Below are 22625 nucleotides of genomic sequence, written 5' to 3'. Positions count from 1 at the left end.
GAGGACTACGACAATGATTATTTACGGTGTGGCATTTCTGGCCTTTTGTACCCTGACGGGTATTTTCATCGGTGAGCTGCTGGGCAAACTGATCGGCGTGCCGGCCAACGTCGGCGGCGTCGGCATTGCGATGCTGCTGTTGATCGGTCTGGGCAGTTATCTGAGCAAGCGCGGTCTGTTCAAGGGCAAATCCGAGGCCGGCGTGGAATTCTGGAGTGCGATCTACATTCCCATCGTGGTTGCCATGGCGGCCCAGCAAAATGTCTATGGTGCGCTCAAGGGCGGACCGATGGCGATTCTGGCCGGGACCCTGGCGGTGGTGATTGCCTTTGCGTTGGTGCCGGTGCTGGTGCGCATCGGCAACAAAGGGCCTGAAGCCAACGTTTCCGTGAAGACGGTAGGGTGATCGCCATGTACGAATCAATGATGAAAGTGATTACCGGCTACGGCCTGATCAGTGGTTTTGCGATTGTCGGTATCACCATGTGGGTGTCGTACTGGATCAGCAACACGTTCACCAAGGGCCGCCTGCACGGTTCGGCCATCGCGATTTTGCTGGGGTTGATACTGTCGTATATCGGCGGGGCGATGACCGGGGGGCAAAAGGGCGTGGTGGATATTCCACTGCTTTCCGGAATTGGCTTGCTGGGCGGCGCCATGCTGCGGGACTTTGCCATTGTCGCCACGGCTTTTGGGGTGAGTGTCGAGGAGCTCAAGCGTGCCGGTTTCGTCGGGGTGCTGGCGCTGTTTGTCGGTGTGGGCACCTCGTTCATTGCCGGCGTGGGTGTGGCGATGGCCTTCGGATACACCGATGCGGTGAGCCTGACTACCATCGGCGCTGGGGCGGTCACGTACATCGTCGGACCGGTTACCGGAGCGGCCATTGGCGCCAGTTCCGAGGTGATGGCGCTGTCCATTGCCGCCGGGCTGATCAAGGCGATCCTGGTGATGGTGGCGACGCCTTTCGTGGCACCGATGATTGGCCTCAACAATCCACGCAGTGCAGTGATCTTCGGCGGGTTGATGGGCACCTCCAGCGGCGTGGCCGGCGGGCTGGCGGCGACCGATCCGAAACTGGTGCCGTATGGGTGCCTGACGGCGGCGTTCTATACCGCGCTGGGTTGTTTGCTGGGCCCTTCGGTGTTGTTCCTGATCATGCGCGGGCTGATGGGCTAGTTTTGCAGGCTGCAGTTTGATCGTTCCCACGCTCTGCGTGGGAATGCCTCTTTTGACGCTCCGCGTCACGCTTTTGGGACGCGGAGCGTCCCGGGCAGCATCCCCACGCAGAGCGTGGGGACGATCATGGGATGGCTTGGCGATTGGCATACATCCGGCATTCGGCAAGCAACGCCAGCAGGTTCGGATCGCGCTCCTTGGCCTTGAGGAAGACCACGCCAATGTGTTGCTGCAAGCGGTACTTCTCCTGCAATGGGATCAGTTTCACCCGGTTCTCGTACACGGCCGCAATCCTGCCCGGCAGCAAGGCATAACCCACCCCTGAGCTGACCATGCTCAGCAGGGTGAAGATGTCGTTGACCTGCATCGCCACCTTCGGCTCGAACCCCGCCTGCCTGAATACCCGTACCCCGTCCTGATGGGTGGCGAAGCCCTGGGTCAGGGTGATGAACGTCTCGTCACGGACTTCGGCCAGGTCGACTTCGCTGCGTTGGGCAAACGGTGAGTCGGCCGGCGTGGCGAGGAATATGTCGTCGGAAAACAGGGCGATGTGTTCGCAATCCGGGTCGTTGACGCTGTCGTCCAGGGACACCAGGATGGCATCGACTTCCATGTTCTTGAGCTTGTACAGCAGGTCGATGTTCGAGCCCATGATCAGATCGATGTTGAGTTCACTGCGACGGATCTTCAGGCCCATGATCAACTGCGGCACGGTCTTGACCGTCAGCGAGTACAGCGACCCCAGCTTGAAGCGCTCGGCGGAGAACCCGGCGGCTTCGCGGGTCAGGCGTACGCTTTCGACCACATCCTGGATCAGCTTCTGCGCCCGCTCCTCCAGCACATAGGCGCTTTCCAGCGGTGTGAGGTTGCGGCCTTCATGCTTGAACAGCGGGCAGCGCAGGGCGCTTTCCAGCGAATGAATCGCCCGGTGCACGCTGACATTGCTGGTCTGCAACTCCGCCGCTGCCCGCGCCAGGTTGCCGGTGCGCATGAAGGCCAGGAACACCTCGAGTTTCTTCAGGGTCAATTCTTCGTCGATCAGCATGGGGCGGACTCTTATTCGTGTCATCCGATTGTGCCCCAATGAACCTGGGTGCGAGGAGATTTACAGATGATCGCAACTCACAGCAAACCATTGCACTTTTGCGCCCCAGGCCTGAGCCTTGGCGCGTGTTTCATCATGGAGGGGTAGGAATCGATGTATCATGGGGAGCGACTGAACGCCTGGACCCACCTGGTTGGAGCGATTGCGGCGTTTATCGGCGGAGTGTGGCTGGTGGTGCTTGCCGGGCTGACCGGCGATCCATGGAAGATCGTCAGCGTGGCGATCTACGGGTTTACCCTGCTGGTGCTGTACAGCGCCTCGACGGTCTACCACAGCGTGCGCGGGCGCAAGAAAGCGATCATGCAGAAGGTCGATCATTTTTCGATCTACTTGCTGATCGCAGGCAGTTATACACCGTTCTGTCTGGTGACCCTGCGTGGGCCGTGGGGCTGGACGTTGTTCGGGATCGTCTGGGGGCTGGCATTGATCGGCATCCTGCAAGAGATCAAGCCGCGTTCCGAGGCGCGGATCCTGTCGATCGTGATCTACGCCGTGATGGGCTGGATCGTGCTGGTGGCGGTCAAGCCGCTGTTGGCGGCCCTGGGCAGCGCCGGTTTCGCCTGGCTGGCCTCGGGTGGGGTGTTGTACACCGTGGGCATCATTTTCTTCGCCCTCGATAAACGATTGCGTCATGCCCATGGCATCTGGCATCTGTTTGTGATCGCCGGCAGCCTGCTGCACTTCGTGGCGATTCTGTTCTACGTCCTTTAGTGGGCAGCCGTGAACAACCGATCCAGTTGCTCCTGGGCCTGACTGGCGAAAATCTCCAGCAGGGCGCCCAGGGTATGTGCCGGCGCTTCATTGGCCCGGGTCACGGCGTAGAGCGAGATGGGCAGCGGTGGCGACAACGGTCGGATCGCCGTGCAGGTCTTCGAGGCGCCAAGGGCCGTGAACGGGTCGATCACCGCCATGCCGGCGCCTGATTCCACCATGGCCCGGGCCAGCGAATAGGTCTGCACGGCGATGCTGATGCGTGGCGCAGGGGCCACCGCTTCCAGATAGCCGTCCAGTCGGGCCGAGAGCGGATCGGCGCTGGAAAGGCCAATCAGGGGCGCGCCGGCCAGTTCCTGCAACGACATCGGTTTACCCACCGCCGCGTCGCTCCAGTGCCCCTTTGGCGCCAGCGCCACCAGCACCCCGCTGGCCAGGGGCTGGGCCTTGAGCCCCGGATGATCAGGTGGCTGCAAGGTCAGGGCGACGTCGATCTCGCGCATCAACAGGTTCTGCACCAGTTCACGGCTGTGGGCGCTGGACAGTTCACAGATAATGTCCGGGTAGTGCCGGGTCCATTGATGAATGGCCGCCGGCAGCAGCGACAGGGCCAGGGCCGGGGTCGCGCCGATGCGCAGGTTGTGACCGGGCTCGCGGCGCAGGCTTTGGGCCAGTCGCCGCACGCCTTGCAGGCTTTCGCTGACCTTGTCGACTTCGCGCTCCAGCTCCAGGGCTTCGGGGGTCGCCTGCAACTTGCCGCGCACCCGCAGGAACAGGGCAAATCCCAGCTGTTGCTCGGCGTGCTGCAGCACTTTGGTCACCGCCGGTTGGGAAACGTGCAGCAACTGCGCGGCGCCGCTGATGGAGCCGGCCTGGCGTATGGCCTGGAAAATTTCGATATGACGAAGGCGCATGGCGGGCCCATAACCTTTGTTTATAGGTGCTCCATCTTTATTCATTGTTCCGAGGCTGTCACCTGCCCCTAATCTCGACTGATCGGAAACGGATGTGAGGCGGACATGGGACAACGGGTGTGCATCATCGGCGGTGGCGTGGTCGGGCTGGCGACGGCTTATGCACTGGTTCGCGACGGCGTCGACGTGACGCTGGTGGAAGCCAGGGATGCGCTGGGCAGCGAGACGAGCTTTGCCAACGGTGGCCAATTGTCCTATCGCTACGTTGCCCCCCTGGCGGATGCTGGGGTGCCCTGGCAGGCGCTCGGCTGGATGTTGCGCGGGGATTCGCCACTCAGGTTGCGGCCCCGCCTGGATCCTGCCCAGTGGCGCTGGATGGCTGCGTTCATCGCGGCGTGCCGGACGTCGATCAACCGACGCAACAGCGCCCACCTGTTACGCCTGGCACTGCTGAGCCAGGCCACCATGCAGGGCTGGCGCGAAGACGATCGCCTCGATGGCTTCGACTGGCGGCGCAATGGCAAGTTGGTGACGTTTCGTGACGCAGCCCATTTCCACCATGCCCGGCGGCGACTGGCGGACAACGTGCACCAGCAGGTGCTCGGGCCCGCCGAGTGCGCGAGCCTGGAGCCGGCGCTGGCGGGCGTGCCGTTGGTGGGCGGGATCTACACGCCGGACGAGGAGGTCGCCGATTGCCACGCTTTTTGCCAGCAACTGGCCGCACGCCTGCAGGCGTCGGGGCGCTGTGAATTCTTGTTGGGGCAGACGGTGACCGGCATTTGCCACGCCGATGGACAGGTGCACGCCATCGAATTGAATGGACAGCGCTTGCCGGTGGACAGCCTCGTGATTGCCGCCGGTCACCGCAGCGCGACCCTGGCGTTACCGGGAGTGCGAATGCCGCTGTACCCGCTCAAGGGTTACAGCCTGACCGTGCCGATTGGCGCAGCGCATCGGGCCCCGGACCTGAGCATCACTGACTATGACCGCAAGATTGTCTATGCGCGAATCGGCGAGTATTTGCGGGTGGCGGCGATGGTGGATATCGTCGGCTTCGACCCGACGCCGGATCCGCGACGCCTGGCCCTGATCAAGCGCCAGGCCCAGGAAACCTTTCCCCTGGCCGGGGATTACGAGCACGCCATCGCATGGGCCGGCATGCGCCCGGCCACTCCCAGCGGTGTGCCACTGATCGGCGCCACCGGCTATCGCAACCTGTGGCTCAACCTCGGCCATGGGGCGCTGGGTTTCACCCTGGCTTGTGGCAGCGCTCGCCTGCTCAGCGAACTGATCCGCCAGCGCACACCGTCCATAGATTTGCAGGGCCTCACGCCCCGCGCCGCCTGACCCACCCCGCAACGGAGAATAACAATGCAAAAAATCACGTTGATCGGCTGCACCCTGAGCCTGTTGTTGAGCGCCCATGCCCACGCTACACAAGCACCTCCGAGCGGCACGCTGGAGAAAATCGCCAGCACCCATGGCATCACCCTGGGGTATCGCGACGCTTCGGTGCCGTTTTCCTACATAGGCGACAGCAGCGGCAAACCGATGGGCTACTCGGTGGACCTGGCAAACAAAATCGTCGAGCGGATCAAGGCCCAACTGGCGCTGCCGCAACTGGAGGTGAAGTACAACCTGGTCACCTCCCAGACCCGCATCCCGTTGGTGCAGAACGGCACCGTCGACCTGGAATGTGGCTCCACCGGGGTGACGGCCGAGCGGCAGAAGCAAGTGGCGTTTTCCTACGGTTTCATCTACGTGAAGGGCCAGTTGCTGACGGCCAGGGACAGCGGCATCCACAGCTTTGCCGACCTGCGCGGCAAGAACGTGGTGACCACCGCAGGCACCACCAACGAGCGTTTCCTGAAAAGCTACAACCAGGACAACCAGGCCGACATGTTCATCATCAGTGCGAAAGACCATGGCGAGGCGTTTCAGATGCTCGAGACCGGCCGGGCGGCGGCTTTTTACATGGACGATGCGCTGCTCTATGGCGAACGAGCCAAGGCACGCGATCCACACAACTGGGTCGTGGTGGGCAAAGAACAGTCGCGGGAAATCTACAGTTGCATGGTGCGCAAGGATGATCCGCAATTCCTGGCACTGGTCAATGCGACCCTGGGGGACCTGTACAAGTCCGGTGAGATCAACGCTATCTACGACCGCTGGTTCCAGAAACCGATTCCCCCCAAGGGCCTGAACCTGGAGTTCCCGATGACCAGCGAGCTGAAGGCGATTATCGCCAGGCCGGTGAGTGATCCGGTGCAATAATCGGCAATGCCAATAACCATTGTGGGAGCGAGCCCGCTCGCGAAGGCGGCGTGTCAATCAGGAGGTGATTGACTGATACACCGCTATCGCGAGCAGGCTCGCTCCCACAAGTGAAACTTCGACGGGTCTAGAAATCCCCCCACAACTGCTGCGCCACTGCCAGCGCCACCACCGGCGCGGTTTCGGTACGCAGCACACGGGGACCGAGGCGGGCGGCGTGGTAACCGGCGCTCTGGGCCTGTTCGACTTCGGCCTCGGACAAACCGCCCTCGGGGCCGATCAGGAACGCCAGCGTCGAGGGTCTGGCGTGGCTGACCAGCGGTTCGGCCACCGGGTGCAGCACCAGCTTCAGCTCGGCGTCGGCCTGCTTCAGCCAGTCGGCCAGCAGCAACGGCGGATGGATCACCGGTACGGTCGAGCGTCCGCATTGCTCACAGGCGCTGATCGCCACCTGGCGCCAGTGCAGCAGGCGTCTGTCGGCGCGCTCGTCCTTGAGGCGCACTTCGCAGCGTTCGCTGAAAATCGGTGTGATCTCGCTGACTCCCAGCTCGGTGGCTTTCTGAATCGCCCAGTCCATGCGTTCGCCCCGGGACAGGCCCTGGCCAAGGTGGATACGCAACGGCGATTCAGGCTGCCCGGCGAACTGTTCGTCCAGTTGCACCCGCACGCGCTTCTTGCCGACTTCAGCCAGGCTACCGCGAAACTCCTGGCCCGAACCGTCGAACACCTGCACCGCATCACCTTCGGCCATGCGCAGCACACGGCCGATGTAATGGGCCTGGGCTTCGGGCAACTCGTGATCGCCGAGGCTCAGGGGGGTGTCGATGAAGAAGCGGGACAGTCTCATGTGGAGTCTCTGCAAGAAAAAAATGATCGTGGTTGAAGCGCCCGGCCTCATCGCGGGCAAGCCTTGCTCCCACAGTGGTTTCGCATTTCTCTGTGGGAGCAAGGCTTGCCCGCGATGGCGGTGGCCCAGGCTCAGCCCGGATCGCGATAACCCGGATGAAAGTCCTTCGGCACCGCCACACTGACCGTATCCCGGGTGGCGATGTCGATGCCTTCGCTGGCCACTTGTGCCAGGAAGTCGATCTGCTCCGGGGTGATGACGTACGGCGGCAGGAAATACACCACACTGCCCAGTGGCCGCAGCAACGCACCGCGCTCCAGGGCATGCTGGAACACGCTCAGGCCGCGCCGCTCCTGCCAGGGGTAGGCGGTCTTGCTCGCCTTGTCCTTGACCATCTCGATGGCCAGCACCATGCCCGTCTGGCGCACTTCGGCCACGTTCGGGTGATCGGCCAGGTGCGCGGTTGCGCTCGCCATGCGCTGGGCCAGGGCCTTGTTGTTGTCGATGACGTGGTCTTCTTCGAAGATATCCAGCGTGGCCAAGGCGGCCGCGCAGGCCAGCGGGTTACCGGTATAACTGTGGGAATGCAGGAAGGCGCGCAGGGTGGGGTAATCGTCGTAGAACGCGCTGTAGACGTCGTCGGTGGTCAGGCACGCCGCCAGTGGCAGGTAACCACCGGTCAGGGCCTTGGACAGGCACAGGAAGTCCGGCGTGATACCGGCCTGCTCGCAGGCGAACATCGTTCCCGTACGGCCGAAGCCCACGGCGATTTCGTCATGGATCAGGTGCACGCCATAGCGGTCGCAGGCTTCGCGCAGCAGCTTCAGGTACACCGGGTGATACATGCGCATGCCGCCGGCGCCCTGGATCAGCGGCTCGACGATCACCGCAGCCACGGTGTCGTGGTGTTCGGCGAGGGTCTGTTCCATGGCGGCGAACATCGTGCGTGAATGCTCTTCCCAGCTCACGCCCTCGGGGCGATGGTAGCAGTCGGGGCTCGGTACCTTGAGGGTGTCCAGCAGCAACGCCTTGTAGGTCTCGGTAAACAGCGGTACGTCGCCCACCGACATCGCCGCAATCGTTTCGCCGTGGTAACTGTTGCTCAGGGTGACGAAGCGCTTCTTGTCGGAACGGCCGCGATTGACCCAGTAATGGAAGCTCATCTTCATCGCCACTTCGATGCAGGACGAGCCGTTATCGGCGTAGAAACACCGTGTCAGACCTTCAGGCGTCATCTTCACCAGGCGCTCGGACAGCTCGATCACCGGTTGGTGACTGAAACCGGCGAGGATCACATGCTCCAACTGGTCGACCTGGTCCTTGATCCGCTGGTTGATGCGCGGGTTGGCATGGCCGAATACATTGACCCACCAGGAGCTGACGGCGTCGAGGTAGCGCTTGCCTTCGAAGTCCTCCAGCCACACGCCCTCACCGCGCTTGATGGGGATCAGCGGCAGTTGTTCGTGGTCTTTCATCTGGGTGCAGGGATGCCACAGCACCGCGAGGTCGCGTTGCATCCACTGGTTATTCAGGCCCATTTACAGTCTCCTCGAGGCGGCTCGCGGCGGGCGCGGGCCAAACAATCGGGCAAGCCTATGCAATGACGGCCCTGCGAACAACCCATTGTGTCGTTCCTGCTGCTTTGAGCGAGGCGATAGACGTCGCTGGCGGCGTTTTGATGGCTGGCGTATTCTTCGCCGTTCTCTGAGCCGACTGGCTCGAAACCTGAAATTTCCCTGTTTTATTCCGGAGTTCGCTGAATGTCTGCTGGTTGGCTGCGCGCGTGTGCGTTGGTAATGATAGGGCTGTTCAGCGTTACGGCGCTGGCGAAGGACAAGCAACCGACGGCCATCGTCATCGGTGGCGGCCTGGCAGGGCTCACAGCGGCCTATGAGTTGCAGAACAAAGGCTGGGTGGTGACCCTGCTGGAAGCCAAACCCAGCGTGGGCGGTCGTTCGGGCATGGCCACCAGTGAGTGGATCGGCAACGAAAAGACACAGCCGGTGCTCAACAAATATGTCTCGACGTTCAAGCTGGGCACCACCCCGGCCCCCGAGTTCGTGCGCACCCCCAGCTATCTGATCGACGGCACTTACTTCACCGCCGCTGACCTGGCCGCGAAGCAGCCAGCCACCGCCGAAGCCATCAAGCGCTACGAAACCACCCTGGACGAGCTGGCGCGCTCCATCGAAGACCCGTTGAACCCGACGGCTACCAGCACGTTGCACGCTCTGGACCAGATGACGGTGTCTGCCTGGCTCGATCGCTTGCAACTGCCGGCCACTGCACGTCAGCTGGTGAATCAGGAGATCCGTACCCGTTACGACGAACCGTCGCGCCTGTCGCTGCTGTATTTCGCACAGCAGAACCGCGTCAATCGCGGCGTATCCGACCGCGACCTGCGGGCTTCGCGTTTGCTCGGCGGCAGTCAGGTGCTGGCCCAGGCTTTCCTCAAGCAGTTGAAAACCATCAAAACCGATTCTCCGGTGTCAGCCATTTCCCAGGACAAGGACGGCGTGACCGTCAAGGTCGGCAGCGTCGGCTACCAGGCCGATTACGTGGTGTTGGCCGTACCGCTGCGCGCCCTGAACAAGATCCAGCTGACCCCGGCCCTGGACGCCCAGCACCTTGGCGCGATCAAGAGCACCAACTACGGCTGGCGCGACCAGATCATGCTCAAGTTCAAGACCCCGGTCTGGGACAGCAAGGCGCGCATGTCGGGTGAAATCTTCAGCAATACCGGCCTGGGCATGATGTGGATCGAACCGGCCGTGAAGGGCGGTGCCAATGTGATCATCAATCTCTCGGGCGACAGTGCCCGGGTGATGCAGGCTTTTGGCGACAAGCAGATGGTCGACCAGGTACTGATCCGCCTGCACACGTTCTATCCACAGGCTCGTGGGGCTTTCACCGGGTACGAAATCCGCCGCTACAGCACCGACCCGTCCACGGGCGGTTCGTACCTGGCCTTTGGTCCGGGCCAGATCAGCAAGTACTGGCGTCTGTGGGAAAAACCATTGCAGCGCGTAGCCTTTGCCGGCGAACACACGGACGCCTTGTACCCGGGCACCCTGGAAGGCGCGTTGCGCAGCGGCCAGCGCGCGGCCAGCCAAGTGCAAGACCTGGCGGCGGGCAAGTCGTTCGAACCGGCCAAGGTCGCACCGGCCGCGACAGCGGCGGCTGCAGGTGCGGTGGCAGCGAAGAAAGGCAACTTCTTCACCAACCTGTTCGGTGGTTCGGATGACGAGAAGAAGCCAGAGCCGGCCAAGGCACCCGAGCCGGTCGCTCCGTCGACCCCGGCCCCTGCTCCAGCGCCAACCCCGGCCCCAGCGCCTGTGGAAGCGCCGAAGCCTGCCGCGCCGGTAAAAGCCGAGCCGACCAAAAAGGCCACGACCAAAGCCACGGCGAAGAAGCCGGCAGCCAAACCCGCGGCAAAAAAAGCCCCGGCCAAGGCGCCAGCGAAAAAGGCTGAACCGGCGAAGAAGCCAGCGGCCAAACCGGCGACAACCACTGAGACCCCGGCTCAGTAACGTCCAGGCGTAAAGAAAGCGCGGCCCAAGGGTCGCGCTTTTTTTTGCCTGCTATCAAGCTCGATGTTCAGGCATTGGGTATATCAGATACTTCCCACAGGGGAATCGGAACGGAATGATGGGTTGGCCCGGATCGCAGGTTTTAGGCTGCGTAGAAAACCGGAGCACTGAACATGAAAGTAACAACAATCGTAATAATCCTGGCGGCTCTTGCTGGTTGCGTATCTGATGAGTTCATTACAAAGGCAAAAATGATTCCGAAGCGGGACCCTCAATTAGCCTATAGATGCGAGATAGACCCCTATAAGCCTGAATGCTCGGTCAATTGATGTTCTGAGCGGATCGGGAGCCCGGGCGGCACGGCCCACGGCAGAGCGGGGCCTGCCCGCGATGGCTACCGAAAGACCTGTCTTATCCGCCGTGACACCATCCATTCGCTTTAATCTTTCCTTAACCCACCCCACCCAGACTGATGATCGTATTTCTCGATATTTCAAAGCGAAAATTTCCGCTTTAAATCGATAGATAACTCGCTAGTCTTGGTCGCAGTTTTTACAGGATATGAGCAATGCAGCTACGCAACTCTTCTTCTCGCTACGGCTGGGTCAGCATCGTCATGCACTGGGGCGTCGCGCTGGTGGTGTACGGGTTGTTCGCGCTGGGGCTGTGGATGGTCGGACTGGATTACTACAGCACCTGGCGCAAAGACGCGCCGGACCTGCACAAGAGCATTGGCCTGGTGTTGCTGGCGGTGATGCTGCTGCGGGTGATCTGGCGTTTTATCAGCCCACCGCCACCGACCCTGGACACCTATGGGCGCATGACCCGTATCGGTGCGAAGCTCGGTCATAGTGCCCTGTATCTCGGGTTGTTTGCCGTGATGGTTGCCGGTTACCTGATTTCCACCGCAGACGGTGTCGGGATCCCGGTGTTCGGCTTGTTTGAAGTACCCGCGCTGGTGTCCGGATTGCCAGACCAGGCAGACGTCGCCGGCCAGATCCACCTGTACCTGGCATGGGCGCTGGTCGTTTTTTCCGGCCTTCATGCACTGGCAGCACTGAAACACCACTTTATCGACCGTGACGCGACCCTCAAGCGAATGCTGGGGCGCCAAGCCTGATGTTCAACCTCGACTCCAAAGGAATAGAAAGCATGTTGAAAAAGACGCTCGCCGCCCTGGCAATCGGTTCTGCACTGTTGTCGGCCGGCCAGGCCATGGCTGCCGACTATGTGGTCGACAAGGAAGGCCAGCATGCCTTCGTCGACTTCAAGATCAGCCACCTGGGCTATAGCTACATCACCGGTACTTTCAAGGATATCGACGGCAAGTTCAGCTTCGATGCCGCCAAGCCTGAAGCCAGCAAGGTTGAGTTCAACGTCAACACCGCCAGCGTATTTACCAACCACGCCGAACGTGACAAGCACATCGCCAGCCCTGACTTCCTGAACGCGGGCAAGTTTGCCAAGGCTACCTTCGTTTCCACCAGCGTCAAATCCACAGGCAAGAACGCCGATGGCAAGGAAACTGCCGATGTTACCGGCGACCTGACCTTGCTGGGCGTGACCAAGCCAGTGGTGGTCAAGGCTACCTTCCTGGGCGAAGGCAAGGATCCATGGGGCGGCTACCGTGCCGGTTTCGAAGGCACCACCAGCATCAAGCGTTCCGACTTCGGCAAGCAAAAAGACCTGGGCCCATCGTCCGACGTGGTCGAGCTGTACGTTTCGTTTGAAGGCGTCAAGGCGAAGTAATATTCGCGCCTAAAAAAACGCCCCCGATCCTGCGATCGGGGGCGTTTTTTATTGCCCCGGATTCCTTCCACCGAGCTTTCCTGTGGGAGCGAGCCTGCTCGCGATAGCGGTGCGTTAGTCAACATAGTCGTCAAAGTTGGATTGCTATCGCGAGCAGGCTCGCTCTCACAAGGGATTTTGTGGCGACCGAAAAAAAATGCCCCTGATCGTGAGATCAGGGGCATTTTACGGTTTGGAAGAACTCAGCGATTGCGAGTCAGCAATGCAGGTTTTTCACCCCGTGGGCGGCTTGGCAGTTGGTCCAGCTGTTCAGGCGTCGGGAAACGATCGAGCTTCGATTCCTTGTGCATGATTTTCGGCTGGTTGCCACGAGGGTTCTGCACTGCAGGTTCCTGGCTCGCCTGGTCATCGCGGGCCGGGCGGCGAGGGCGGGAGTCTTCGCGACGCGCCTGGCCATCGCGAGGGCCGCCATTGCGTGGGCCGTTGCGCTTGGCGGGCGGGGTGCCGGTGGTCGAGCCGTTGCTGTTGCGCGGACCGTTCTGGCGCCCCTGCGACTGACCGCTGCGTGGCGCGCCTGCGCCAGCACCCTGGGCCGGGGCACCCGGACGGCGACCACGACCCTGGGCCGGTTTCTGCTGCGGCACGTAGTCGACGCGGTTACCGAAGTTGTCGATATCGTCATCCAGGAACTCGTCCGGGGCGCGATCAGCGGCGGCACGAGGGGCTGGGCGCTGTTGCTCACGGGCTGGCGTGCCTTCGCGAGGCTTCTGCTCGCGCGCCGGGCGTTCTCCACGACTGCTGCCGGCCGGCTTTTCCTTGCCTTTGTCCTTGCCCTTGTCCTTGCGACCGCCACCGCCGCCATTCGGACCGTCGCCCCGTGGGCCGCGTGGATTGCGCGGGTTGCGCACGTCCGGACGCTCACGCACTTCAGGCTTCTCGGCCTCGATGGTGCTGGCATCGAAGCCCATCAGGTCGCCATCGGGAATCTTCTGCCGGGTCATGCGCTCAATGCTCTTGAGCAGCTTTTCTTCATCCGGTGCGACCAGCGAGATCGCTTCGCCCGAACGACCGGCCCGGCCGGTACGACCGATACGGTGCACGTAGTCTTCATCGACGTTCGGCAGTTCGAAGTTGACCACGTGGGGCAACTGGTCGATGTCCAGGCCGCGGGCGGCGATGTCGGTGGCTACCAGGATCCGGACTTCGCCGGCCTTGAAGTCGGCCAGGGCCTTGGTGCGAGCGTTCTGGCTTTTATTGCCGTGGATCGCCACGGCCGGCAGGCCATGCTTGTCCAGGTACTCGGCCAGGCGGTTGGCGCCGTGCTTGGTGCGGGTGAACACCAGGACCTGTTCCCAGGCACCGGTGGTGATCAGGTGTGCCAGCAGGCTGCGTTTATGGCTGGCTGGCAGGCGGAATACGCGCTGTTCGATGCGCTCGACCGTGGTGTTCGGTGGCGTGACTTCGATGCGTTCCGGGTTGTGCAGCAGCTTGCCGGCCAGGTCGGTGATGTCCTTGGAGAACGTTGCCGAAAACAGCAGGTTCTGCCGCTTGGCGGGCAGGCGGGCGAGGACTTTCTTCACGTCATGGACAAAGCCCATGTCGAGCATCCGGTCGGCTTCGTCCAGCACGAGGATTTCAACGTGGGACAGGTCGACGCTGCCCTGGCCAGCCAGATCCAGCAGGCGGCCGGGGCAGGCCACCAGCACATCGACGCCGCGTGCCATGGCCTGGACCTGGGGGTTCATGCCAACGCCGCCGAAAATGCAGGCACTGACGAATTTCAGGTCACGGGCGTAGATCTTGAAGCTCTCGTGCACCTGGGCAGCCAGCTCCCGGGTCGGGGTCAGGACCAGCACGCGCGGTTGGCGCGGGCCGTGACGCTGGGATTTGTCCGGGTGACCGTTAGGGAACAGCCGCTCCAGGATCGGGAGGGCGAAACCGCCGGTTTTACCAGTACCTGTCTGCGCGGCGACCATCAGGTCGCGACCTTGCAACACGGCGGGAATGGCCCGCTGTTGCACCGGGGTAGGCTCGGTGTAGCCAGCGGCTTCGATGGCGCCGACTAAAGCCTCGGAGAGACCGAGGGAAGCAAAGGACATGAGTAATCCTGTTTTAGTGAGGGCCTGGCCCAATGGGATAGTCTTGCCTGGCGCGAATGACGTTCAAAAGAAGACGTCATCCCGTCCGGTCCTGCCGGGTCTGGAAGACAGCTCCGGACAAGGCTCGCGCTGGCTGGAAGCTGCGCTGTAGCGGTGTCGGGATGCCTTTTGCAAGACCGGGCGTCCGGGCGTGAGCCTGGCGGGAAGGCGCGAGTATAACAGAGCAAACGCCGTGCGCCGCTTTCCTGCTGCTCAACGGTTTATTTCTGCACTGGCCTGGCTGGGCGAGGAGCCTTGGTCATGGCACCTGCGCCGTAGCGTGCGCTCAGCTCGGCATAGGCCGGTTCTCGCTTGAAACGCTTGAGTTCGGCACTGAAACGCTGCACCAGCAAATCCATCCCGGCACTGCGCCGCACGGCCAGGTATTGGCTTTGACGACTTACCACCACCGAGTTTTCGGTGATCTGGTCGCCCAATTGCATTTGCTCGAGCACATGCCGGCCAACCCTGCGGTCGGTGATGAGCAGGTCGATCCGACCCAGTTGCAACTTGCCGAAATTGGCTTCGTGGGTGGGCGCCGCTTCACGTTTGAACAGGGTCGACTCACTGAAAGCCTGGCTGTACAGGTAACCGGGCGAGGTGCCGACGGTCAGGCCGCCCAGATCATCGAGCGTGCGAAACGGGTGGGGCCGGGCGTTGGCGTAGAACATCACGAACTCCACGTCCGACAGCGGTTCGCTGGGGTAAAGCAGCATCGCATCGCGCTCATCGCTGTGGAAGATGTCCAGTGCACCGTCCGCCAATCCCTGTTCCAGCATCGCCAGGCAACGCTTCCAGGGCAGGAACTGCCATTCCACGTCGATGCCCAGGCGCTTGAACACAACGGCCGTGGTTTCGTAGTCCAGGCCAAGCATCTTGCCGTTCTCTTCGTAGACATAAGGGGCCCAGGGCTCGGTGACAATGCGCAACTTCTCGGCCTGGGCGGTCAGGCTCAGGCACGAGAGGATAAGGGCGGTCAGCAGCTGGACAATGGCGGGCATGGGCCTGAGGTTACGACGAGAGCTCATCAAATAGCTAGAGCGCTCTGGCCTGCACCTTGACTGCCTTTTGTTTGCCTTTGGTGCGCACGGATGCCTCGCGGCGTTCACCCAATGCGAACGCCTTTACCTTGGGGCGCGGACAACTGAATGAAAAAAGGCCTTGGTTCTCGCCAAGGCCTCTTTGTACCGCCGCATATAAGACAATCAGCGCGGCAGCTTGAGGTTGTTCCATACCGCGAGGCTGGGCTCGGCCTGGTTAAGGGTATAGAAATGCAGCCCCGGTGCGCCGCCCTGCAACAAGCGCTCGCACATTTGCGTGATGACTTCCTCGCCGAAGCTTTGGATGCTCGAGGTGTCGTCGCCATAGGCCTCCAGCTGCTTGCGAATCCAGCGTGGGATTTCTGCACCGCATGCGTCGGAGAAGCGCGCCAGCTTGCTGTAGTTGGTGATCGGCATGATTCCCGGCACGACAGGAATGTCCACGCCCATCTTGCGTACGCGTTCGACGAAGTAGAAATAACTGTCGGCGTTGAAGAAGTACTGGGTGATCGCGCTGTTGGCGCCCGCATTGGCCTTGTTGACGAAATTGCGCAGATCGTCCTCGAAATTACGCGCCTGGGGATGCATTTCCGGATAAGCGGCGACTTCGATGTGAAAGTGCTCGCCGGTTTCTTCACGAATGAAGCTCACCAGGTCGTTGGCATGGCGCAACTCGCCACTGGCCATGCCCATGCCCGAGGGCAGGTCACCGCGCAGGGCCACGATACGCTGGATGCCCACGGCCTTGTACCGGGCCAGCAGGGTGCGCAAGTCGTCCTTGCTGTCGCCTACGCAGGACAGGTGCGGGGCGGCCGGGATCTTGACTTCGCTTTCCAGCTGCAACACGGTGTTCATCGTGCGGTCACGGGTCGAGCCGCCGGCGCCATAGGTGCAGGAGAAGAAGTCGGGGTTGTAGCTCGCCAGCTGACGGGCAGTGGCGATCAGTTTTTCATGTCCAGCATCGGTCTTCGTCGGGAAGAACTCGAAGCTGTAGCGACGGTCTTGGGACATGGTCATATCCTTGGAAACTCGTAAGCCTGGAAGCCTTGCACATCACAATGTGGGAGCGGGCTTGCGTGGGAGCTGAGCTTGCTCGCGATCAGAATCGCCTCGGTCCGACAGACAGGACGAGGTGTCTGCATCGCGAGCAAGCTCGGCTCCCACAGGCCCCACATCAGGGGCATGCAATGCCAATCAGTAGCGGTAGGCGTGCGGCTTGAACGGGCCTTCGACGGTCACGCCGATGTAGTCAGCCTGTTGCTTGGTCAGCTTGGTGACCACGCCACCGAAACCGCGGACCATTTCCAGGGCCACTTCTTCGTCGAGTTTCTTCGGCAGTACTTCCACGGTCAGGCGCTCGGCTTTCTGGGCCGGCGACAGGTCGGCGTACTTCTGGCCGAACAGGAAGATCTGGGCCAGGACCTGGTTGGCGAACGAACCGTCCATGATCCGGCTTGGGTGGCCGGTGGCATTGCCCAGGTTCACCAGGCGGCCTTCGGCCAACAGGATCAGATAGTCGTCGTTCTGTGGGTCGAAGCTGCCGGTGCCGGTGCGGTGAACCTTGTGAACCTGCGGCTTCACTTCTTCCCAAGCCCAGTTCTTGCGCATGAAAGCGGTGTCGATTTCATTGTCGAAGTGACCGATGTTGCACACCACGGCGCGCTTCTTCAGGGCCTTGAGCATGTTCGCGTCGCAGACATTGACGTTACCGGTGGTGGTCACGATCAGGTCGATCTTGCCCAGCAAGGCCTTGTCGATGCTGGCTTCGGTGCCGTCGTTGATCCCGTCGATGAACGGCGAAACCAGTTCGAAACCGTCCATGCAGGCCTGCATGGCGCAGATCGGGTCGACTTCGGACACCTTGACGATCATGCCTTCCTGACGCAGGGATTGGGCCGAGCCCTTGCCCACGTCACCGTAGCCGATCACCAGCGCCTGCTTGCCCGACAACAGGTGGTCGGTGCCGCGCTTGATGGCGTCGTTGAGGCTGTGACGGCAGCCGTACTTGTTGTCGTTCTTGCTTTTGGTCACCGAGTCGTTGACGTTGATGGCCGGGATCTTCAGCTCGCCCTTGGCCAACATGTCCAGCAGACGGTGCACGCCGGTGGTGGTTTCTTCGGTCACGCCGTGGACCTTGTCCAGGACGGCCGGGTATTTCTTGTGCAGCAATTCGGTCAGGTCGCCGCCGTCGTCGAGGATCATGTTGGTGTCCCACGGCTGGCCATCCTTGAGGATGGTCTGCTCCAGGCACCACTCGTACTCCTGCTCGGTCTCGCCCTTCCAGGCGAACACCGGGATACCGGCGGCGGCGATGGCGGCAGCGGCCTGGTCCTGGGTCGAGAAGATGTTGCAGGACGACCAGCGCACTTCGGCACCCAGGGCGACCAGGGTTTCGATCAGCACGGCGGTCTGGATGGTCATGTGGATGCAGCCGAGGATCTTCGCGCCCTTGAGCGGTTGTTCACCGGCGTACTTGCGACGCAGACCCATCAGGGCCGGCATTTCGGATTCGGCGATGATGATTTCGCGGCGGCCCCAGGCGGCTAGGGACATATCGGCGACTTTGTAATCGGTAAAATCTGCAGGCGTGATAACAGCGCTCATGAAGAGCCTCCATTCGTAATGTATGCGAATGGGCGCCGTTGTGCGTTTAGTGTCCATGCGGGAGCCCCGAACGAACAACGCCCCATCCGAGCCTGACAGGTCTTGCCTGCTGCAGCGCCCCTCGGACAGGTGGCGGGAACGGTCCAAAGCGTGGACCGGGTAAAGCGAGGGCGATTATAGCGGGCTAATCGGATCTTCCAAAGGGTTTCTGTCGGCAAATCAAAATTGCCGATGACCGTTATTGAAGCAGCGGCGTAGAGCCTGCCTGTCCGGTCTGCCATGATGCAGGCATTCATTGGCCAGACGCTCAGGAGCGATCATGAATTTCCACACCCGCAAATGGGTCAAGCCCGAAGACCTCAATCCCAATGGCACGCTGTTCGGTGGCAGCCTGCTGCGCTGGATCGACGAAGAAGCGGCAATCTACGCCATCGTCCAGCTGGGCAACCAGCGCGTGGTGACCAAATACATCTCGGAAATCAACTTCGTCAGCGCCTCGCGCCAGGGCGATATCATCGAGCTGGGCATTACCGCGACCGAATTTGGTCGCACCTCCATTACCTTGACTTGTGAGGTGCGCAACAAGATCACCCGCAAGAGCATCCTGACCGTGGAGAAAATGGTTTTCGTCAATCTTGGCGAGGATGGTCTGCCGGCGCCCCATGGGCGGACCGAGATCAAGTACGTGAAGGATCAGTTCAAGGACGATATTGCCAGCGAGTGAGATGGGCGGTGTACCCATCGCGAGCAGGCTCGCTCCCACATAAGCCCCCATTCTCCTGTGGGAGAGAGCCTGCTCGCGATAGCGGGTTTCAAACACTGAAAATCCCAAGTCCCAATCAAGCTTGAGTCAGCACTGAACAGCTCCGAACGCCACGTGTCGTAGATTCATCACGCCACCGGTTCAGGAACTGTATGGACACCCACGACGACGGCAAGACCCCCGACCTTTCCGCCCAGGAAAAGCACGAAGTCGACCGCAACCAACCGCCGCGGGCGGCGGTGCTGCATGAAATCATTCGCACCCAGGGCAATCAGGAGCTGGAGCGCAGTATCGCCGCGCTCTGGTGGTCGGCCCTGGCGGCCGGATTGACCATGGGCCTGTCGCTGATGGCGATGGGGTTGCTCAATTCCCGATTGCCGGAGGGCGAGGCCTTCAAGGTGATCGCCAGTTTTGGCTATTGCGCCGGTTTTCTCGCGGTGATCCTGGCCCGCCAGCAGTTGTTCACCGAAAATACCCTGACCGCTGTGTTGCCGATCATGAGCAAACCCACCCTGGGCAATTTCGGTCGGCTGTTGCGGCTGTGGGGCGTCGTATTGGTGGGCAACCTGTGCGGCACCTTGCTGGTGGCCTATGTGATGCTGCACTTGCCGATCTTCGACCCGCGCACCGACCTGGCTTTCCTCGAGATCGGTCGCAAGGTTATGGAAAACGACACCGGCCAGATGTTTGCCAAGGGCATCATTTCCGGCTGGATGATCGCCACCATGGTCTGGATGATCCCCTCCATGGAAAGCGCCAAGATGTGGATCATCATCCTCATCACTTACCTGATGGCGCTTGGGGATTTCACCCACATTGTCGTCGGCTCCGCCGAAGTGTCGTATCTGGTATTCGCAGGGCAGTTGTCGTGGGAAGACTTCTGGCTGGTGTTCGCCGCGCCGACCCTGGCGGGAAACATCATCGGCGGCAGCTTCATCTTCGCGTTGCTCAGCCATGCGCAAGTGCGCAGCGAGAGCGGCACGCCTAATCGGTCGCACCCATCGGAGCGCCCAGGCGACGTTGGTGATGAATGAAGTACAGGGCCGTCAGCACGGTCAACCCACTCACCAGGGCTCCAGTCCAGGGCAGCTCGGCCAGGTCGACGCCGCTGCCGACCACCAGCCCGCCGATCCAGGCGCCAGCCGCGTTGCCCAGGTTGAAGGCACTCTGGTTCAGCGTCGAGCCCAGATTCGGTGCCTCATGGGCCTGATCGATGATCAGCAGCTGCAGGATCGGGCACAGGGCGAAGGCAAAGATCCCCCACAACACCAACGTGATTGCTGCCGGAATCACCGAGCGGCTGGTCTGGCTGAACGCGGCCAGCACCAGCACCACGGCCAGGGCCATGCCCACCAGTGACGGCAGCAGGCGCCGGTCCGCCAGGCGCCCGCCGAGGAAGCTGCCTGCCGTCAGGCCGACCCCGAACAACAGCAACATGAGGGTGATGCCGTGGGGGCTGACTCCCGTGATGTCCTGGAGAATCGGTGCGATGTACGTGAACACGCTGAACAGGCTGGTGGACGCCAGCACACTCATGCCCAGGGCCAGCAGCACGCTGGTCTTGCCCAGCACCTTGAATTCGCTGGCCAGGTTGGCCTTCTCCATGGGGATCTCCCTGGGCAGCCACGCCCATTGGGCGATGGCAGCGATGACGCCGATCACCGACACCGCCCAGAAGGTCGAGCGCCAGCCGGCGTATTGACCCAGCGCAGTGCCCAGTGGAACGCCGAGGACGTTGGCCAGGGTCAGGCCGGTGAACATCATTGCAATGGCCTGGGCGCGTTTGTTCGGCGCTACCAGCCCGGCCGCCACCACAGAGCCGATGCCGAAAAATGCGCCATGGCATAGTGCGGTGATGACGCGGGCAGCCATCAGCGTGGCGTAGTTCGGTGCCAGGGCGCAGAGCATGTTGCCCAGAATGAACATCAGCGTCATGCCCAGCAATGTCGCCTTGCGCGGCATGTTGGCGGTGCCGACCGCCAGGATCGGCGCGCCGAACACCACGCCCAGGGCATAGCCGGTAATCAGCAGGCCGGCCTGGGGAATGCTCACCGCCAGGTCGCGGGCGACATCGGGCAGCAACCCCATGATGACGAATTCAGTGGTGCCGATGCCGAAAGCGGCAACGGCCAAAGCAAGCAAGGCGAGTGGCATGCGCGAGGTCTCTGTCTGTAGTCTTGACGCTCTGATCAGGCATACGCATGCCGTGGCCCGCATAACATAAGAGGGGCAACGACAGAATTATTGGAATTGGCTATGCGCAACTGAATGCGGCGTGGTCGCTTGCAGTATAAACAGCTGCGGACGGATCGCGAATCAATTCATCGCCCCGCTGCCCGTGGGGATAAGGAGCGTGCCGTGCTTGCAACGGCTCTGGTGTTGGTGGCTGCGCTGCTGCATGCCGCCTGGAATACGTTGATCAAATTCAGTGGCGAGCGTCTTCTGGTGGTGGCGTGCATGGACAGCGTCGCGCTGCTGTTCGCCGTGTCGGCCCTGGGCTTCGTGGTGCTGCCGCCGATGGAAATCTGGCCGTGGATCCTGGCGTCGGCAGCCTTTGAACTGTTGTATCGCTATCTGCTGATCCAGGCGTATCGGGTCGGGGACCTGGGGCTGGTCTATCCGTTGATGCGCGGTTTGTCGCCGCTGGTGGTATTGGCTCTGACACTGGTCTTTGCCGGCGAAGTGCTGACGACTCAGCAGACCCTCGGCATTCTGCTGATCCCGTTCGGCATGTTGTGCCTGTTGTGGCAGGGTGGGGGTGGCGAGCGACTGCCCTGGTCGATGCTGCCGGTGGTGTTGCTGATCGGCTTGTGCATCGGCTGCTACACCTACATCGATGGCCAGGCCCTGCGGCGCTGGTCCCATCCGCTGGACTACCTGGTCTGGATCACCCTGTTCTGCGCCTGGCCATTCCCGCTATTGGCCGTGGTGAGCAAACGACCGGCGTTCGTGCGGTTCTGGCGCGAACAGTGGCGGCTCGGGTTGGCGGTCGGACTCTGCGTGTTGTTCAGCTACGCTCTGGTGCTCTGGGCCATGCAACTGGGGTCGATCGCCGAAGCGGCGGCGCTGCGGGAGATCAGTGTGATCCTGGTGGTGCTGTTCGGTATGCGCTACCTGAAAGAACCTTTCGGTCGGCCGCGGCTCTTAGCCTGCGGGCTGGTGCTGATTGGCATGCTGGTGATGAAATTCTGAGCAACTTCCCGATTTTCGATTCTCCATAAACTCAAAGAAGGAACTGCGTCATGACGGTTGCCCTGTGGTGTATTTTGATCGCCATCATCCTGCCTTACCTGTGTATCGCCATCGCCAAGATCGGTGGACGATACCGGCTGCGAGACAACCACGATCCGCGGGACTTCCTGGAGACGCTAGAGGGCTTTCCCCGGCGCGCGTACGCCGCGCAGCTCAACAGCTTTGAAATTGCCCCGGCATTCGCTGCCGCGGTGATTGTTGCGCACTTGGCCGGCAACGCCGAGCTGGTGACCATCAATGTGCTGGCGGTGTTGTTCATCACCAGCCGCCTGCTGTACATCATTTGCTACCTGGCGGACTGGGCGATTCTGCGGTCGCTGGTGTGGTTCGTGGGAGTGGGGCTGATCGTCAGTTTCTTCTGTGTTTCTGTCTGAGCCTGGCTGTTGAGTCCCGGGGCCGTGGAGGCCCCTTCGCGAGCAGGGCTCGCTCCCACATTGATTTCGGGTGTTCACAAAATCGTTGTCCACTGAAGATCAACTGTGGGAGCGAGCCTGCTCGCGAAGGCGTCGGCACAGACAATAC

At 61.7% G+C, this 22625-nt stretch carries 21 protein-coding genes and 1 riboswitch; of the genes, 12 read left to right on the top strand and 9 right to left on the bottom strand.

Annotation, left to right across the window (positions count from 1 at the left end):
- Positions 1-13 precede the first annotated feature (13 nt).
- The gene (madL, locus tag FGE05_RS00995) at positions 14-406 is read left to right on the top strand and encodes a malonate transporter subunit MadL (RefSeq protein ID WP_139640840.1); all 393 of its coding nucleotides are present in this window, start codon (positions 14-16) and stop codon (positions 404-406) included.
- Between the two features lie 5 nt (positions 407-411).
- Positions 412-1176 carry a malonate transporter subunit MadM gene (gene madM / locus FGE05_RS00990; protein WP_139640838.1) on the top strand — a complete coding sequence of 255 codons (765 nt, stop codon included), beginning with the start codon at positions 412-414 and terminating at the stop codon, positions 1174-1176.
- Between the two features lie 124 nt (positions 1177-1300).
- Here madM and FGE05_RS00985 read toward each other — a convergent pair whose 3' ends face one another.
- Positions 1301-2221 carry a LysR substrate-binding domain-containing protein gene (locus FGE05_RS00985; protein ID WP_139640836.1) on the bottom strand — a complete coding sequence of 307 codons (921 nt, stop codon included), beginning with the start codon at positions 2219-2221 and terminating at the stop codon, positions 1301-1303.
- A 153-nt stretch (positions 2222-2374) separates the two neighbouring features.
- Between FGE05_RS00985 and FGE05_RS00980 the strand changes: the two genes are divergently transcribed.
- Positions 2375-2992 carry a hemolysin III family protein gene (locus FGE05_RS00980; protein ID WP_139640835.1) on the top strand — a complete coding sequence of 206 codons (618 nt, stop codon included), beginning with the start codon at positions 2375-2377 and terminating at the stop codon, positions 2990-2992.
- On the opposite strand, the gene FGE05_RS00975 is transcribed toward FGE05_RS00980, so the two are convergent.
- Positions 2989-3906, bottom strand: a complete 918-nt coding sequence (locus FGE05_RS00975) for a LysR family transcriptional regulator (protein ID WP_139640833.1) — start codon at positions 3904-3906, stop codon at positions 2989-2991. The genes FGE05_RS00980 and FGE05_RS00975 overlap by 4 nt on opposite strands.
- A gap of 105 nt (positions 3907-4011) precedes the next feature.
- On the opposite strand from FGE05_RS00975, the gene FGE05_RS00970 reads away from it, so the two are divergent.
- Positions 4012-5253: a D-amino acid dehydrogenase gene (locus FGE05_RS00970; RefSeq protein WP_139640831.1), complete on the top strand. Its 1242-nt coding sequence runs from the start codon at positions 4012-4014 to the stop codon at positions 5251-5253.
- A 24-nt stretch (positions 5254-5277) separates the two neighbouring features.
- Complete coding sequence (locus FGE05_RS00965) at positions 5278-6180, top strand: transporter substrate-binding domain-containing protein (RefSeq protein WP_139640829.1); 903 nt, start codon at positions 5278-5280, stop codon at positions 6178-6180.
- A gap of 127 nt (positions 6181-6307) precedes the next feature.
- Here FGE05_RS00965 and FGE05_RS00960 read toward each other — a convergent pair whose 3' ends face one another.
- Both FGE05_RS00960 and FGE05_RS00955 read right to left on the bottom strand, forming a co-directional pair.
- Positions 6308-7027, bottom strand: a complete 720-nt coding sequence (locus FGE05_RS00960) for a 16S rRNA (uracil(1498)-N(3))-methyltransferase (RefSeq protein WP_139640827.1) — start codon at positions 7025-7027, stop codon at positions 6308-6310.
- A gap of 131 nt (positions 7028-7158) precedes the next feature.
- Positions 7159-8565: an adenosylmethionine--8-amino-7-oxononanoate transaminase gene (locus tag FGE05_RS00955; protein ID WP_139640825.1), complete on the bottom strand. Its 1407-nt coding sequence runs from the start codon at positions 8563-8565 to the stop codon at positions 7159-7161.
- A 222-nt stretch (positions 8566-8787) separates the two neighbouring features.
- Between FGE05_RS00955 and FGE05_RS00950 the strand changes: the two genes are divergently transcribed.
- The 3 genes from FGE05_RS00950 (at position 8788) to FGE05_RS00940 (ending at position 12306) form a co-directional block, all read left to right on the top strand.
- Positions 8788-10557 (top strand): flavin monoamine oxidase family protein, encoded by a 1770-nt coding sequence (locus FGE05_RS00950; protein WP_139640823.1) that lies wholly within the window; start codon positions 8788-8790, stop codon positions 10555-10557.
- Between the two features lie 568 nt (positions 10558-11125).
- A complete protein-coding gene (locus FGE05_RS00945; RefSeq protein ID WP_139640821.1) occupies positions 11126-11677 on the top strand; it encodes a cytochrome b in 552 nt (183 codons plus the stop codon).
- A 32-nt stretch (positions 11678-11709) separates the two neighbouring features.
- Complete coding sequence (locus tag FGE05_RS00940) at positions 11710-12306, top strand: YceI family protein (protein WP_139640819.1); 597 nt, start codon at positions 11710-11712, stop codon at positions 12304-12306.
- 242 nt (positions 12307-12548) lie between these two features.
- On the opposite strand, the gene FGE05_RS00935 is transcribed toward FGE05_RS00940, so the two are convergent.
- The 4 genes from FGE05_RS00935 to ahcY all read right to left on the bottom strand — a co-directional run bounded on the left by FGE05_RS00935 (position 12549) and on the right by ahcY (position 18088).
- A complete protein-coding gene (locus FGE05_RS00935) occupies positions 12549-14405 on the bottom strand; it encodes a DEAD/DEAH box helicase (protein WP_139640817.1) in 1857 nt (618 codons plus the stop codon).
- 260 nt (positions 14406-14665) lie between these two features.
- Positions 14666-15445, bottom strand: coding sequence for an ABC transporter substrate-binding protein (locus FGE05_RS00930; RefSeq protein ID WP_139641637.1), 780 nt, complete (start codon positions 15443-15445; stop codon positions 14666-14668).
- Positions 15446-15649: 204 nt separating this feature from the next.
- Positions 15650-16495 (bottom strand): methylenetetrahydrofolate reductase [NAD(P)H], encoded by an 846-nt coding sequence (gene metF, locus FGE05_RS00925; RefSeq protein WP_139640815.1) that lies wholly within the window; start codon positions 16493-16495, stop codon positions 15650-15652.
- Between the two features lie 183 nt (positions 16496-16678).
- Entirely contained in the window at positions 16679-18088 is a 1410-nt protein-coding gene (gene ahcY / locus FGE05_RS00920) for an adenosylhomocysteinase (protein ID WP_024778853.1), read from the bottom strand.
- A 23-nt stretch (positions 18089-18111) separates the two neighbouring features.
- A riboswitch (S-adenosyl-L-homocysteine riboswitch) is annotated at positions 18112-18217 on the bottom strand.
- Positions 18218-18407: 190 nt separating this feature from the next.
- Here ahcY and FGE05_RS00915 point away from each other — a divergent pair.
- Complete coding sequence (locus FGE05_RS00915) at positions 18408-18812, top strand: acyl-CoA thioesterase (RefSeq protein WP_024778852.1); 405 nt, start codon at positions 18408-18410, stop codon at positions 18810-18812.
- A 191-nt stretch (positions 18813-19003) separates the two neighbouring features.
- A complete protein-coding gene (locus FGE05_RS00910) occupies positions 19004-19885 on the top strand; it encodes a formate/nitrite transporter family protein (protein ID WP_139640813.1) in 882 nt (293 codons plus the stop codon).
- Here the strand turns inward: FGE05_RS00910 and FGE05_RS00905 are convergent.
- Complete coding sequence (locus tag FGE05_RS00905) at positions 19836-21005, bottom strand: MFS transporter (RefSeq protein WP_139640812.1); 1170 nt, start codon at positions 21003-21005, stop codon at positions 19836-19838. The genes FGE05_RS00910 and FGE05_RS00905 overlap by 50 nt on opposite strands.
- A gap of 204 nt (positions 21006-21209) precedes the next feature.
- On the opposite strand from FGE05_RS00905, the gene FGE05_RS00900 reads away from it, so the two are divergent.
- Positions 21210-22043, top strand: coding sequence for an EamA family transporter (locus tag FGE05_RS00900; RefSeq protein ID WP_139640810.1), 834 nt, complete (start codon positions 21210-21212; stop codon positions 22041-22043).
- Positions 22044-22093: 50 nt separating this feature from the next.
- Positions 22094-22477: an MAPEG family protein gene (locus FGE05_RS00895; RefSeq protein ID WP_139640808.1), complete on the top strand. Its 384-nt coding sequence runs from the start codon at positions 22094-22096 to the stop codon at positions 22475-22477.
- Positions 22478-22625: the final 148 nt, after the last annotated feature.

The organism is Pseudomonas sp. ICMP22404, from assembly GCF_006227205.1.
Lineage (GTDB): Bacteria > Pseudomonadota > Gammaproteobacteria > Pseudomonadales > Pseudomonadaceae > Aquipseudomonas.
Note: the sequence above shows the minus strand (reverse complement) of the source record. Positions and strands in the feature narration are given on the sequence as shown.

Coding starts and splice junctions, on each gene's coding strand:
- madL (WP_139640840.1), top strand. CDS start 14: ATGATTATTTACGGTGTGGCATTTCTGGCCTTTTGTACCCTGACGGGT.
- madM (WP_139640838.1), top strand. CDS start 412: ATGTACGAATCAATGATGAAAGTGATTACCGGCTACGGCCTGATCAGT.
- FGE05_RS00985 (WP_139640836.1), bottom strand. CDS start 2,221: ATGCTGATCGACGAAGAATTGACCCTGAAGAAACTCGAGGTGTTCCTG.
- FGE05_RS00980 (WP_139640835.1), top strand. CDS start 2,375: ATGTATCATGGGGAGCGACTGAACGCCTGGACCCACCTGGTTGGAGCG.
- FGE05_RS00975 (WP_139640833.1), bottom strand. CDS start 3,906: ATGCGCCTTCGTCATATCGAAATTTTCCAGGCCATACGCCAGGCCGGC.
- FGE05_RS00970 (WP_139640831.1), top strand. CDS start 4,012: ATGGGACAACGGGTGTGCATCATCGGCGGTGGCGTGGTCGGGCTGGCG.
- FGE05_RS00965 (WP_139640829.1), top strand. CDS start 5,278: ATGCAAAAAATCACGTTGATCGGCTGCACCCTGAGCCTGTTGTTGAGC.
- FGE05_RS00960 (WP_139640827.1), bottom strand. CDS start 7,027: ATGAGACTGTCCCGCTTCTTCATCGACACCCCCCTGAGCCTCGGCGAT.
- FGE05_RS00955 (WP_139640825.1), bottom strand. CDS start 8,565: ATGGGCCTGAATAACCAGTGGATGCAACGCGACCTCGCGGTGCTGTGG.
- FGE05_RS00950 (WP_139640823.1), top strand. CDS start 8,788: ATGTCTGCTGGTTGGCTGCGCGCGTGTGCGTTGGTAATGATAGGGCTG.
- FGE05_RS00945 (WP_139640821.1), top strand. CDS start 11,126: ATGCAGCTACGCAACTCTTCTTCTCGCTACGGCTGGGTCAGCATCGTC.
- FGE05_RS00940 (WP_139640819.1), top strand. CDS start 11,710: ATGTTGAAAAAGACGCTCGCCGCCCTGGCAATCGGTTCTGCACTGTTG.
- FGE05_RS00935 (WP_139640817.1), bottom strand. CDS start 14,405: ATGTCCTTTGCTTCCCTCGGTCTCTCCGAGGCTTTAGTCGGCGCCATC.
- FGE05_RS00930 (WP_139641637.1), bottom strand. CDS start 15,445: ATGCCCGCCATTGTCCAGCTGCTGACCGCCCTTATCCTCTCGTGCCTG.
- metF (WP_139640815.1), bottom strand. CDS start 16,495: ATGTCCCAAGACCGTCGCTACAGCTTCGAGTTCTTCCCGACGAAGACC.
- ahcY (WP_024778853.1), bottom strand. CDS start 18,088: ATGAGCGCTGTTATCACGCCTGCAGATTTTACCGATTACAAAGTCGCC.
- FGE05_RS00915 (WP_024778852.1), top strand. CDS start 18,408: ATGAATTTCCACACCCGCAAATGGGTCAAGCCCGAAGACCTCAATCCC.
- FGE05_RS00910 (WP_139640813.1), top strand. CDS start 19,004: ATGGACACCCACGACGACGGCAAGACCCCCGACCTTTCCGCCCAGGAA.
- FGE05_RS00905 (WP_139640812.1), bottom strand. CDS start 21,005: ATGCCACTCGCCTTGCTTGCTTTGGCCGTTGCCGCTTTCGGCATCGGC.
- FGE05_RS00895 (WP_139640808.1), top strand. CDS start 22,094: ATGACGGTTGCCCTGTGGTGTATTTTGATCGCCATCATCCTGCCTTAC.